Annotated in this window: 11 protein-coding genes; all 11 read right to left on the bottom strand. The window is 69.7% G+C overall.

All coding sequences use genetic code 11. The features are described from left to right. Nucleotides 1-2: 2 nt before the first annotated feature. Genes nuoL through AB0G74_RS13835 form a run of 11 tightly spaced genes read right to left on the bottom strand, consistent with a single transcriptional unit; the run spans nt 3 to nt 12,477 of the window. Nucleotides 3-1,898, bottom strand: coding sequence for an NADH-quinone oxidoreductase subunit L (gene nuoL, locus AB0G74_RS13885; RefSeq protein WP_361144868.1), 1,896 nt, complete (start codon nt 1,896-1,898; stop codon nt 3-5). 11 nt (nt 1,899-1,909) lie between these two features. Then, complete coding sequence (gene nuoK, locus AB0G74_RS13880) at nt 1,910-2,209, bottom strand: NADH-quinone oxidoreductase subunit NuoK (RefSeq protein WP_093661653.1); 300 nt, start codon at nt 2,207-2,209, stop codon at nt 1,910-1,912. Continuing rightward, nucleotides 2,206-3,126: an NADH-quinone oxidoreductase subunit J gene (locus AB0G74_RS13875; protein WP_361144864.1), complete on the bottom strand. Its 921-nt coding sequence runs from the start codon at nt 3,124-3,126 to the stop codon at nt 2,206-2,208. The genes nuoK and AB0G74_RS13875 overlap by 4 nt, the downstream gene beginning before the upstream one ends. Beyond that, on the bottom strand, nt 3,123-3,803 hold the full coding sequence (gene nuoI, locus AB0G74_RS13870; protein ID WP_361144861.1) for an NADH-quinone oxidoreductase subunit NuoI: 681 nt from the start codon (nt 3,801-3,803) through the stop codon (nt 3,123-3,125). Before nuoI ends, AB0G74_RS13875 begins: the two co-directional genes overlap by 4 nt. Continuing rightward, nucleotides 3,796-5,196: an NADH-quinone oxidoreductase subunit NuoH gene (gene nuoH / locus AB0G74_RS13865; protein WP_361144858.1), complete on the bottom strand. Its 1,401-nt coding sequence runs from the start codon at nt 5,194-5,196 to the stop codon at nt 3,796-3,798. The genes nuoI and nuoH overlap by 8 nt, the downstream gene beginning before the upstream one ends. Beyond that, entirely contained in the window at nt 5,193-7,694 is a 2,502-nt protein-coding gene (locus tag AB0G74_RS13860) for an NADH-quinone oxidoreductase subunit G (RefSeq protein ID WP_361144855.1), read from the bottom strand. Before AB0G74_RS13860 ends, nuoH begins: the two co-directional genes overlap by 4 nt. Then, nucleotides 7,691-9,067: an NADH-quinone oxidoreductase subunit NuoF gene (gene nuoF / locus AB0G74_RS13855; RefSeq protein ID WP_361144853.1), complete on the bottom strand. Its 1,377-nt coding sequence runs from the start codon at nt 9,065-9,067 to the stop codon at nt 7,691-7,693. The genes AB0G74_RS13860 and nuoF overlap by 4 nt, the downstream gene beginning before the upstream one ends. Beyond that, the gene (gene nuoE, locus AB0G74_RS13850) at nt 9,067-9,864 is read right to left on the bottom strand and encodes an NADH-quinone oxidoreductase subunit NuoE (protein WP_361144850.1); all 798 of its coding nucleotides are present in this window, start codon (nt 9,862-9,864) and stop codon (nt 9,067-9,069) included. The genes nuoF and nuoE overlap by 1 nt, the downstream gene beginning before the upstream one ends. Further along, entirely contained in the window at nt 9,861-11,201 is a 1,341-nt protein-coding gene (locus AB0G74_RS13845) for an NADH-quinone oxidoreductase subunit D (RefSeq protein WP_361144847.1), read from the bottom strand. The genes nuoE and AB0G74_RS13845 overlap by 4 nt, the downstream gene beginning before the upstream one ends. Then, nucleotides 11,198-11,926 carry an NADH-quinone oxidoreductase subunit C gene (locus AB0G74_RS13840; protein WP_361144844.1) on the bottom strand — a complete coding sequence of 243 codons (729 nt, stop codon included), beginning with the start codon at nt 11,924-11,926 and terminating at the stop codon, nt 11,198-11,200. The genes AB0G74_RS13845 and AB0G74_RS13840 overlap by 4 nt, the downstream gene beginning before the upstream one ends. Further along, nucleotides 11,923-12,477 (bottom strand): NADH-quinone oxidoreductase subunit B, encoded by a 555-nt coding sequence (locus tag AB0G74_RS13835; RefSeq protein ID WP_003998928.1) that lies wholly within the window; start codon nt 12,475-12,477, stop codon nt 11,923-11,925. Before AB0G74_RS13835 ends, AB0G74_RS13840 begins: the two co-directional genes overlap by 4 nt. Nucleotides 12,478-12,481: the final 4 nt, after the last annotated feature.

The following is a 12,481-nucleotide window of genomic DNA, read 5'->3' as shown; positions in this document are numbered from 1 at the left end:
AGTTACACCGCCCTCATCAGCAGGGTCGCGGCGATCAGCACCGCCGTACCTCCGAACATCGAGACGGCGTACGAGCGGACGTAGCCGTTCTGGAGTTTGCGCATCCGGCCGGAGAGTCCGCCGACCGTCGCCGCCGTGCCGTTGACCACGCCGTCCACCAGGGAGTGGTCGACATAGACCAGGGAGCGGGTGAGGTGCTCGCCGCCGCGGACCAGGACCACATGGTTGAAGTCGTCCTGGAGCAGATCGCGGCGGGCGGCCCGGGTGAGCGCCGAACCGCGCGGCGCGGTGACCGGTACGGGCCGGCGGCCGTACATCCACCAGGCGATCGCGACCCCGACCACCATCACCACGACGGTGGCGGTGGTCACGGTGAGCGCGCTGACCGGCGGGTTGCCGTGGCTCTCACCGGTGACCGGGGCGAGCCAGTGCAGGAAGCGGTCCCCGATACCGAAGAACGCGCCCGCGAAGACCGAGCCGAAGGCCAGCACGATCATCGGGATCGTCATGGTCTTGGGCGACTCGTGCGGATGCGGCAGCTCACCCTTCTCGTCGGGCTGCCAGCGCTGCTCGCCGAAGAAGGTCAGCAGCATCACCCGGGTCATGTAGAACGCGGTGATCGCGGCGCCCAGCAGGGTGACCCCGCCGAGGATCCAGCCCTCGGTGCCGCCCTTGGCGAAGGCGGCCTCGATGATCATGTCCTTGGAGAAGAAGCCGGAGAGGCCGGGGAAGCCGATGATCGCCAGATAGCCGAGGCCGAAGGTGACGAAGGTGACCGGCATGTACTTCCGCAGACCGCCGTACTTGCGCATGTCGACCTCGTCGTTCATGCCGTGCATCACGGAGCCCGCGCCGAGGAAGAGCCCGGCCTTGAAGAATCCGTGGGTCACCAGGTGCATGATGGCGAAGACATAGCCGATGGGGCCCAGTCCGGCGGCGAGGATCATATAGCCGATCTGGGACATCGTGGATCCGGCGAGCGCCTTCTTGATGTCGTCCTTGGCGCAACCGACGATCGCACCGAAGAGCAGGGTGACGGCGCCGACGATGACCACGACCAGCTGGGCGTCCGGCGAGGCGTTGAAGATCGCGCCGGAGCGGACGATCAGATAGACACCGGCGGTCACCATGGTGGCCGCGTGGATCAGGGCCGAGACCGGGGTCGGGCCCTCCATCGCGTCCCCGAGCCAGGACTGCAGCGGCACCTGCGCCGACTTGCCGCAGGCGGCCAGCAGCAGCATCAGCCCGATACCCGTCAGGGTCGCCGAACTCGCCTCGTCCGCCGAGGCCAGCACCGGCGCGAAGGCGAAGGTGCCGAAGGTGGTGAACATCAGCATGATGGCGATCGAGAGGCCGATGTCACCGACCCGGTTGACCAGGAACGCCTTCTTCGCGGCGGTGGCGGCGCTGGGCTTGTGCTGCCAGAAGCCGATCAGGAGGTACGAGGCGAGACCGACGCCCTCCCAGCCGAAGTACAGCAGCAGATAGTTGTCGGCCAGCACCAGCAGCAGCATCGCCGCCAGGAAGAGGTTCAGATAGCCGAAGAAGCGGCGGCGGCGCTCGTCGTGCTCCATATAGCCGATGGAGTAGACATGGATCAGGGTGCCGACACCGGTGATCAGCAGGACGAACGTCATCGACAGCTGGTCGAGCTGGAAGGCGATGTCGGCCTGGAAGCCCTCCACCGGAATCCAGCTGAACAGCTCCTGGTGCAGCAGCCGCTCGTCCGCAGGCTTGCCCACCATGTCGGCGAAGAGGACCGCGCCGACGACGAACGACGCGGCGGCGAACGCCGTACCGATCAGATGACCGGCCCGGTCGAGCCGTCGCCCGCCGCAGAGCAGGACCGCCGCTCCCAGCAGGGGCGCCGCGATGAGCAGCGCAATCAGGTTCTCCACGATTCAGCCCCTCACAGCTTCATCAGGCTGGCGTCGTCGACCGAGGCCGAGTGGCGGGAACGGAACAGCGACACGATGATCGCGAGCCCCACCACGACCTCGGCGGCGGCGACGACCATCGTGAAGAACGCGATGATCTGGCCGTCGAGGTTGCCGTGCATCCGGGAGAACGCGACCAGCGCGAGATTGCAGGCGTTCAGCATCAGCTCGATGCACATGAACACCACGATGGCGTTCCGCCTGATCAGGACCCCGGCCGCGCCGATGGTGAAGAGCAGGGCGGCGAGATAGAGGTAGTTGACCGGATTCACCGACTGGCCTCCTCTTCGTCCCGGTCCTGATCGCGTCCGGCGCCCGGCGGGTCGGCCTGTCCGGTGGCGGCGTTGCCGGGCTCGCGGCCGAGCCGCTCCTCGGACCGCTGCTCCAGCGCCTTGAGGTCGGCCATCGCCTGGGCGGAGACGTCGCGGATCTGGCCGCGCTCGCGCAGGGTGCGGCTGACGGACAGCTCGGACGGGGTGCCGTCGGGCAGCAGGGCGGCGATGTCCACCGCGTTGTGCCGGGCGTAGACGCCGGGGGCGGGCAGCGGCGGCAGGTGCTTGCCCTCGCGGACCCGCTCCTCCGCCAGCTCGCGCTGGGTCAGGGCGCGTTCGGTGCGCTCCCGGTGGGTGAGCACCATCGCGCCGACGGCGGCGGTGATCAGCAGGGCGCCGGTGATCTCGAAGGCGAAGACGTACTTGGTGAAGATGAGGGCGGCGAGGCCCTCCACATTGCCGCCGCGGGCGGTGTTGGCGGCGCCCAGGCCGTTGAACGTCTCCAGGGAGGCGTTGCCGATCCCGGCGATCAGCAGGATGCCGAAGCCGAGTCCGCAGGTGAGGGCGAGCCAGCGCTGCCCCTTCAGGGTCTCCTTGAGGGAGTCCGCGGCGGTGACGCCGACCAGCATCACCACGAAGAGGAAGAGCATCATGATCGCGCCGGTGTAGACCACGATCTGGACGACGCCCAGGAAGTAGGCGCCGTTGGCCAGGTAGAACACCGCGAGGATGATCATGGTCCCGGCGAGGCAGAGGGCGCTGTGCACGGCCCGCCGCATCAGGATCGTACAGAGCGCGCCGATCACCGCGACGGTGCCGAGGATCCAGAACTGGACGGCCTCGCCCGTCGATGTGGTGCTCGCGGCCAGGGCGGCGAGCCCGGCCGGGTCGAGCCCGGCCGACTGCGGGCCGGTCATGCGTCCACCTCCTCGCCCTTCTCCCCCTTGGATACGGCGACCTGACGGACCGTGCCGGGGGCGGCCTCGGTGACCTGCCCCCGGTAGTAGTCGCCCTCGTCGGTGCCGGGGTAGATGGCGTGGGGCGTCTCGACCATGCCCTCCGTGAGCCCGGCGAGAAGCTGTTCCTTGGTGTAGATCAGGTTCTCGCGGGAGCTGTCGGCCAGCTCGAACTCGTTGGTCATGGTCAGCGCCCGGGTGGGGCACGCCTCGATGCAGAGCCCGCAGAGAATGCAGCGGGCGTAGTTGATCTGGTACACCCGGCCGTACCGCTCACCGGGGGAGTACCGCTCTTCCTCGGTGTTGTCGGCGCCCTCCACATAGATGGCGTCGGCGGGGCAGGCCCAGGCGCACAGCTCGCAGCCGACGCACTTCTCCAGGCCGTCCGGATGGCGGTTCAGCTGGTGCCGGCCGTGGAAGCGCGGCGCCGTGACCTTCGGCTGCTCCGGATACTGCTCGGTCAGCCGCTTCTTGAACATGGCCTTGAAGGTCACCCCGAACCCGGCCACCGGATTCAGGAACTTCTCCTCCGAAGCCGGAGTCGAAGCCGAATCCGGCCCCGGGCCCGCTCCCGGAGACTCCGCAGCGCCACCCCGAGCACGCTGCACGTCCCGCGAATTCTCCGCTCGCTCAGACACCGTCGGCCTCCTTTCCGTCACGCGAGGGTCCGCCTTCCGAACCGTCACTCACAGTATTGGCGCCACCACTGACAATGAGTTCCCGCTCCCGCCTCGGCCGCCTGCGCGGTACCGGGGGCAGCGTCTGGCCGGGCAGCGGCGGTACCGGATATCCGCCCGCCATCGGGTCGAACACCGCGGGCGGCTCGTGCGCCGCCTCGGCCTCGGCCCGCTTCTCCCGCCCGCCGCGGAACATGTCGGCGACAAAGGTGAGCAGCAGGATCGCCAGGATCGGGCCGCCCAGATAGAGCAGGATCTGCTGGAAGTCGTACTCCTCGTTCCGCAGCGCCCGCACGGTGGCGACGAGCATCAGCCAGACGACGGAGACCGGGATGAGGACCTTCCAGCCCAGCTTCATCAGCTGGTCGTAGCGGACTCGCGGCAGGGTGCCGCGGAGCCAGATGAAGAAGAAGAGGAGCAGTTGTACCTTGAGGACGAACCAGAGCAGCGGCCACCAGCCGTGGTTCGCGCCCTCCCAGAACGTGGAGATCGGGTAGGGGGCGCGCCAGCCGCCGAGGAAGAGGGTGACGGACACGGCGGAGACGGTGACCATGTTGACGTACTCGGCCAGCATGAACATCGCGAACTTGATCGAGCTGTACTCGGTGTTGAAGCCGCCGACCAGGTCGCCCTCGGACTCCGGCATGTCGAACGGCGCCCGGTTGGTCTCGCCGACCATGGTGACGACGTAGATGATGAAGGAGACCGGCAGCAGGATCACGAACCAGCGGTCGGCCTGCGCTTCGACGATCGCCGAGGTCGACATGGACCCGGAGTAGAGGAAGACGGAGGCGAAGGCGGCGCCCATGGCGATCTCGTACGAGATCATCTGGGCGCACGAGCGGAGACCGCCGAGCAGGGGGTACGTGGACCCGGAGGACCAGCCCGCGAGGACGATGCCGTAGATCCCGACGGACGCGATCGCCAGGACGTACAGCATGGCGATGGGCAGGTCGGTGAGTTGCATCGTGGTCCGCTGCCCGAAGATCGAGACCTCGTTGCCCGCGGGTCCGAAGGGGATGACCGCGATCGCCATGAATGCCGGGATGGCGGCGATGATCGGGGCGAGGACGTAGACGACCTTGTCCGCCCGCTTGACGATGACGTCTTCCTTCAGCATCAGCTTGATGCCGTCGGCGAGGGACTGGAGCATGCCCCAGGGGCCGTGCCGGTTGGGGCCGATCCGCAGCTGCATCCAGGCGACGACCTTGCGCTCCCAGACGATGGAGAAGAGCACGGTCAGCATCAGGAAGGCGAAGCAGAACACGGCCTTGATGACGATCAGCCACCAGGGGTCGCGGCCGAACAGCGACAGGTCCTCGGCCGCGAGCACGGTCAGCGTCTGGCCGGTCATGAGCGCACCTCCGGGGCTTCCGCGGTCGCGTCGGCGGGCCCGATCCGGACCGGTTGCCCCGGTACCGCGCCGGTGTCGGAGGCGACGCCGCCGCCGGTGGAGTTCAGCGGCAGCCAGACCACCCGGTCGGGCATCTCGGTGACCCGGAGCGGCAGGGTGACGGTCCCGGCGGGGCCGGTGACGGCGAGCGCGTCGCCGTCCTCGACCCCGGTCTCGGCGGCGGTGGCCGCCGACAGCCGGGCGACGGCGGCGTGCCGGGTGCCCGCCAGCGCCTCGTCGCCCTGCTGGAGCAGGCCCTGGTCGAGCAGGAGCCGGTGTCCGGCGAGTACGGCCTCGCCGTCGCCGGGCCGGGGCAGCGGCTGCGGGATCTCCATCGGCTCGGTGGCGCGCGGCCCGGTCCAGGAACCGAGCCGGTCCATCTCCCGCCGTACCGCCTTCACATCGGGCAGGGCGAAGTGGACGTCCATCGCGTCGGCGAGCATATGGAGGACCCGGGCGTCGCCGGGGGCGAGGTTCCGGGTCATCTGTTCCGGCTTCAGCGCCGCCTCGAACATCCGGGCCCTGCCCTCCCAGTTGAGGAAGGTGCCGGACTTCTCGGCGACGGCGGCGACCGGGAGTACGACATCGGCCCGGTCGGTGACCTCGGAGGGCCGCAGCTCCAGGGAAACCAGGAAGCCGACGGCGTCCAGGGCCTCGCGGGCGCGGGCCGGGTCGGGCAGATCGGCGATCTCGACGCCGCCGACGACCAGGGCGGTGAGCGCGCCGGTGGCCGCGGCTTCGACGATCTGGCCGGTGTCGCGGCCGTAGCCGTGCGGGAGTTCCCGTACGCGCCAGACCTCGGCGACCTCCTCCCGGGCCCGCGGGTCGGTGGCCGGGCGGCCGCCGGGCAGCAGGGACGGGATCGCGCCCGCCTCGACGGCGCCCCGCTCACCGGCCCGGCGCGGGATCCACACCAGGGTCGCGCCGGTCGCGGTGGCGGCCCGGACGGCGGCGGTGAGTCCGCCCGCGACGCCCGCGAGCCGTTCGCCGACGACGATCACGGAGCCGTCGCGGCGCAGGTCCTCGGCGGCCCGGGCACCGTCGCCCGTCAGGCCGACGGTGCCGCTGAGCGCGTCCAGCCACTCGGTCTCGGTCCCGGGCGCGGCGGGCAGCAGGGTGCCGCCCGCCTTGGCCAGTCCGCGGGTGGCGTGGGTGGCCAGGGCGTAGGTCCGCTGGCCGTGCTTGCGGTTGGCCTTGCGGAGCCGCAGGAAGACGCCGGGGGCCTCCTCCTCGGACTCGAAGCCGACGAGGAGGACGGCGGGCGCCTGCTCCAGGGCGGTGTAGGTGGTGCCGCCGCCGTCGATGTCCCGGCCCCGGCCCGCGACCCGGGCGGCCAGGAAGTCGGCCTCCTCGGTGGAGTGGACCCGGGCCCGGAAGTCGATGTCGTTGGTGTCGAGGGCGACCCGGGCGAACTTGGCGTAGGCGTACGCGTCCTCGACGGTCGGCCGTCCGCCGGTGAGGACCCCGGTCCGGCCGCGGGCGGCGGTGAGTCCCTCGGCGGCGGCGGCCAGCGCCTCCGGCCAGCTCGCGGGCCGCAGTTCACCGTCGTCGCCGCGGACCAGGGGGCTGGTGAGCCGGTCGGGCCGCTGGGCGTAGCGGAAGCCGAACCGTCCCTTGTCGCAGATCCACTCCTCGTTGACCTCGGGCTCGTCGGCGGCCAGCCGCCGCATCACCTTGCCGCGCCGGTGGTCGGTACGGGTGGCGCAGCCGCCCGCGCAGTGCTCGCAGACGCTCGGCGACGACACCAGGTCGAAGGGGCGGGAGCGGAACCGGTAGGCGGCCGAGGTGAGCGCGCCGACCGGGCAGATCTGGATGGTGTTGCCGGAGAAGTACGACTCGAAGGGGTCGCCCTCGCCGGTGCCGACCTGCTGGAGGGCGCCCCGCTCCAGGAGTTCGATCATCGGGTCGCCGGCGATCTGGTTGGAGAACCGGGTACAGCGGGCGCAGAGCACGCACCGTTCACGGTCGAGCAGGACCTGGGTGGAGATCCCGACCGGCTTCTCGTACGTCCGCTTGCGGCCCTCGAACCGGGAGTCGGCGTCGCCGTGGGACATGGCCTGGTTCTGGAGCGGGCATTCGCCGCCCTTGTCGCAGACCGGGCAGTCCAGCGGATGGTTGATCAGCAGCAGCTCCATCACGCCCTTCTGCGCCTTCTCGGCGGCGGGCGAACTGAGCTGCGACTTGACGACCATGCCGTCGGTGCAGGTGATGGTGCAGGACGCCATCGGCTTGCGCTGGCCCTCGACCTCGACGATGCACTGGCGGCAGGCGCCCGCGGGGTCGAGGAGGGGGTGGTCGCAGAACCGGGGGATCTCGATGCCGAGGAGTTCGGCGGCCCGGATGACCAGGGTGCCCTTGGGCACGCTGATCTCGGAGCCGTCGATGGTCAGGGTCACGAGGTCCTCGGGCGGTACCGGTGCCTGGTCGCCCCCGGAGGGAGCGCTGGTGGTCACCGTCATGCGTTCACCTCCGTGGTGGTGGGGTTCCGGTCGGCCCAGGCGGTCGACTTGGCGGGGTCGAAGGGGCAGCCGCGGCCGTCGAGGTGGCGCTCGTACTCCTCGCGGAAGTACTGGAGCGACGAGAAGATCGGGGCGGCGGCGCCGTCGCCGAGGGCGCAGAACGACTTGCCGTTGATGTTGTCGGCGATGTCGTTCAGCTTGTCGAGGTCCGAGGCGACGCCGATGCCGTTCTCGATGTCGCGCATCAGCTGGACCAGCCAGTAGGTGCCCTCGCGGCAGGGGGTGCACTTGCCGCAGGACTCATGGGCGTAGAACTCGGTCCAGCGGGTGACGGCGCGGACCACGCAGGTGGTCTCGTCGAAGCACTGGAGGGCCTTGGTGCCCAGCATGGATCCGGCGGCGCCGACGCCCTCGTAGTCGAGGGGTACGTCGAGATGGGCGTCGGTCAGCATCGGGGTGGAGGAGCCGCCGGGGGTCCAGAACTTCAGCCGGTGCCCGGGGCGCATTCCGCCGCTCATGTCGAGGAGCTGGCGGAGGGTGATCCCGAGCGGGGCCTCGTACTGGCCGGGGTTGGCGACATGGCCGCTGAGCGAGTAGAGCGTGAAGCCCGCGGACTTCTCGGTGCCCATGGAACGGAACCAGTCCTTGCCCCGGTTGACGATCGCGGGAACCGAGGCGATGGACTCGACGTTATTGACGACAGTGGGGCATGCGTACAGTCCGGCGACCGCGGGGAAGGGGGGTCGCAGCCGGGGCTGGCCGCGCCGTCCCTCCAGGGAGTCCAGGAGAGCGGTCTCCTCGCCGCAGATGTACGCGCCCGCGCCCGCGTGCACCGTGATGTCGAGGTCGAGACCGCTGCCGAGGATGTCCTTGCCGAGATAGCCCGCCGCGTACGCCTCCCGGACCGCCTCGTGGAGCCTGCGCAGGACCGGGACGGTCTCACCGCGGAGGTAGATGAAGGCATGGCTGGAACGGATCGCGTACGAGGCGATGATCATGCCCTCGATGAGGGAGTGCGGATTGGCGAAGAGCAGCGGGATGTCCTTGCAGGTCCCGGGCTCCGACTCGTCGGCGTTGACGACGAGGTAGTGGGGCTTGCCGTCGCCCTGCGGGATGAACTGCCACTTCATCCCGGTGGGGAAGCCGGCGCCGCCGCGACCGCGCAGTCCGGAGTCCTTGACGTACGCGATCAGATCGTCCGGCGCCATCGCCAGGGCCTTGCGGAGCCCCTCGTAGCCTTCGTGGCGGCGGTAAGTCTCCAGAGTCCAGGAGCGGGGATCGTCCCAGAAGGCGGAGAGTACGGGGGCGAGCAGCTTCTCCGGGGCGCCGTCGGCTCCCGTTCCGGTGTCTCCGTAGTCGGTGGACACGGTCATCACTCCCCCTCCTCGACGGCCGGTCCGGCGGTGGGGTGCGCCGGGCCGGGGGCGGACGTGTCCCGGCCGGGGCGCGGGGAGACCACCTTGGGCGGCAGTCCCTCGCCCTTGGCCAGGCGCAGCCCGATCAGGGACGCGGGTCCGGCGCCGCCGCTCGCCTCGACGGCGCCGGGGCGCTCGTCGGGGAATCCGGCGAGGATCCGGGCGGTCTCCTTGAAGGTGCAGAGCGGCGCGCCGCGGGTGGGTTCGACGGGACGCCCGGCGCGCAGGTCGTCGACCAGGCGCTTGGCGGACTCGGGGGTCTGGTTGTCGAAGAACTCCCAGTTCACCATCATCACGGGCGCGAAGTCGCAGGCCGCGTTGCACTCGATGTGCTCCAGCGTGACCGCGCCGTCGTCGGTGGTCTCGCCGTTGCCGACGCCCAGATGTTCCTTGAGGGTGTCGAAGATGGCGTCGCCGCCCATCACCGCGCAGAGCGTGTTGGTGCAGACGCCGACCTGGTAGTCACCGGACGGCTTGCGCCGGTACATGGTGTAGAAGGTGGCGACCGCGGTGACCTCGGCGGTGGTGAGTTCGAGGACGTCGGCGCAGAACTGGATCCCGGTCCTGGTGACATGGCCCTCCTCGGACTGCACCAGGTGCAGCAGCGGCAGCAGGGCGGAGCGGGAGCCGGGATAGCGGGCGATGATCTCCTTGGCGTCCGTCTCCAGCCGGGTGCGGACCTCGGCCGGGTAGTCGGGTGCGGGGAGCTGGGGCATCCCGAGCTGCACCCCTGGGTTCGACGACTGGGCCGTCATCGGTCGACGCCTCCCATCACGGGGTCGATGGACGCCACGGCGACGATGACATCGGCGACCTGGCCGCCCTCGCACATCGCCGCCATGGACTGAAGGTTGGTGAAGGACGGGTCGCGGAAGTGGACCCGGTAGGGGCGGGTGCCGCCGTCGGAGACGACATGCGCGCCGAGTTCGCCCTTGGGCGACTCGACCGCCGCGTACGTCTGTCCGGGCGGGACCCGGAAGCCCTCGGTGACCAGCTTGAAGTGGTGGATCAGGGCCTCCATCGAGGTGCCCATGATCTTCTTGATGTGGTCGAGGGAGTTGCCGAGCCCGTCGGGCCCGAGGGCCAGCTGGGCGGGCCAGGCGATCTTCTTGTCCGCGACCATGACCGGTCCGGGGGCGAGCCGGTCAATGCACTGCTCGATGATCCGCAGGGACTGGCGCATCTCCTCCAGCCGGATCAGGAACCGGCCGTACGAGTCGCAGGTGTCGGCGGTCGGTACGTCGAACTCGTAGTTCTCGTAGCCGCAGTACGGATCGGTCTTGCGGAGATCGTGGGCGAGTCCGGCGGCCCGCAGGATCGGCCCGGTGGCGCCCAGCGCCATACAGCCGGTGAGGTCGAGATAGCCGATGTCCTGCATCCGGGCCTTGAAGATGGGGTTGCCGGTGGCGAGCGCGTCGTACTGCGGCAGGTTCTTCTTCATGGTCCGGACGAACTCGCGGAGCCGGTCGACCGTGCCGGACGGCAGATCCTGGGCGAGTCCGCCGGGGCGGATGTAGGCGTGGTTCATCCGCAGACCGGTGATCAGCTCGAAGAGGTCCAGGACGAGTTCCCGGTCCCGGAAGCCGTAGATCATGATCGTGGTGGCGCCCAGCTCCATCCCGCCGGTGGCGATGCACACCAGATGGGACGAGAGCCGGTTCAGCTCCATCAGCAGGACGCGGATGACACTGGCCCGGTCCGGGATCTGGTCCTCGATGCCGAGCAGCTTCTCGACCGCGAGACAGTACGCCGTCTCGTTGAAGAACGGCGTCAGATAGTCCATCCGGGTCACGAACGTGGTGCCCTGCGTCCAGGTCCGGAATTCGAGGTTCTTCTCGATCCCGGTATGGAGATAGCCGATACCGCACCGGGCCTCGGTGACGGTCTCGCCGTCGATCTCCAGGATCAGCCGGAGCACCCCGTGCGTGGAGGGGTGCTGCGGGCCCATGTTGACGACGATCCGCTCGTCGTCGGCCTTGGCCGCCGACTCGACGATCTCGTCCCAGTCGCCGCCGGTGACCGTGTAGACGGGGCCCTCGGTGGTCTCGCGCGCGGCGGCGGAGCCGGGCGCGGACGGTGAGGATGTGCTCACGAGTACGACCTCCGCTGGTCAGGAGCCGGGATCTGGGCGCCCTTGTACTCGACGGCGATACCGCCGAGCGGATAGTCCTTGCGCTGCGGGTAGCCCTGCCAGTCGTCCGGCATCATGATCCGCGCCAGGGCCGGGTGGCCGTCGAAGACCAGCCCGAAGAAGTCGTAGGTCTCGCGCTCGTGCCAGTCGTTCGTCGGATAGACGGCGACCAGCGACGGGACGTGCGGATCGGCGTCCGGGGCGGACACCTCGACCCGGATCAGCCGGCCGTGGGTGAGCGACCTCAGGTGGTAGACGGCGTGCAGCTCCCGCCCCTTGTCGTCGGGGTAGTGGACACCGCTCACCCCCGTACAGAGCTCGAACCGCAGGGCCGGATCGTCCCGGAGGGTGCGGGCCACGGCGGGCAACTGCTCCCGGGCGATGTGGAACGTCAGCTCGCCCCGGTCGACCACCGTCTTCTCGATGGCCTCCTCGGGGACGATGCCCTGTTCCTCCAGGGCGCCCTCCAGTTCGTCGGCGACCTCGTCGAAGTAGCCGCCGTAGGGGCGGGTGGCCGGGCCGGGGAGGCGTACGGACCGGACGAGCCCGCCGTAGCCGGAGGTGTCACCGCCGTTGTCGGCGCCGAACATGCCGCGCTGGACGCGGATCTCCTCACCGTGCTCGCCACGCTGGCCGGGAAGGTTCTGCTCGCTCAGTTCCTTCTCGGGATTGGGTACGTCACTCACCGGAGAAGACCCTTCATCTCAATGGTGGGGAGCGCCTTCAGCGCCGCCTCCTCCGCCTCGCGGGCCGCCTCCTCCGCGTTGACCCCGAGCTTGGAGGTCTGGATCTTCTGGTGGAGCTTGAGGATCGCGTCCATCAGCATCTCGGGGCGCGGCGGGCAGCCGGGCAGATAGATGTCCACGGGGACGATGTGGTCGACGCCCTGAACGATGGCGTAGTTGTTGAACATCCCGCCGGACGAGGCGCAGACACCCATGGAGATGACCCACTTGGGGTTGGGCATCTGGTCGTAGACCTGGCGCAGTACGGGGGCCATCTTCTGGCTCACCCGGCCCGCCACGATCATCAGATCGGCCTGGCGGGGTGAGCCGCGGAAGACCTCCATACCGAACCGGGCCAGGTCGTAGCGGCCCGCGCCGGTCGTCATCATCTCGATGGCGCAGCAGGCCAGTCCGAAGGTGGCGGGGAAGACGGACGCCTTGCGCACCCATCCCGCGGCCTGCTCGACGGTGGTCAGCAGGAAACCGCTCGGCAGCTTTTCTTCGAGTCCCATAGGT

This window comes from Streptomyces sp. NPDC020875, from assembly GCF_040641415.1.
GTDB lineage: Bacteria > Actinomycetota > Actinomycetes > Streptomycetales > Streptomycetaceae > Streptomyces.
This window is presented reverse-complemented; position numbering and strand designations above follow the sequence as displayed.

Bases quoted from the DNA above. Each gene is read 5' to 3' on its own strand.
- AB0G74_RS13875 (WP_361144864.1), bottom strand. From the start codon at position 3,126: ATGACCGGCCCGCAGTCGGCCGGGCTCGACCCGGCCGGGCTCGCCGCC.
- nuoH (WP_361144858.1), bottom strand. From the start codon at position 5,196: ATGACCGGCCAGACGCTGACCGTGCTCGCGGCCGAGGACCTGTCGCTG.
- AB0G74_RS13860 (WP_361144855.1), bottom strand. From the start codon at position 7,694: ATGACGGTGACCACCAGCGCTCCCTCCGGGGGCGACCAGGCACCGGTA.
- nuoF (WP_361144853.1), bottom strand. From the start codon at position 9,067: ATGACCGTGTCCACCGACTACGGAGACACCGGAACGGGAGCCGACGGC.
- nuoE (WP_361144850.1), bottom strand. From the start codon at position 9,864: ATGACGGCCCAGTCGTCGAACCCAGGGGTGCAGCTCGGGATGCCCCAG.
- AB0G74_RS13835 (WP_003998928.1), bottom strand. From the start codon at position 12,477: ATGGGACTCGAAGAAAAGCTGCCGAGCGGTTTCCTGCTGACCACCGTC.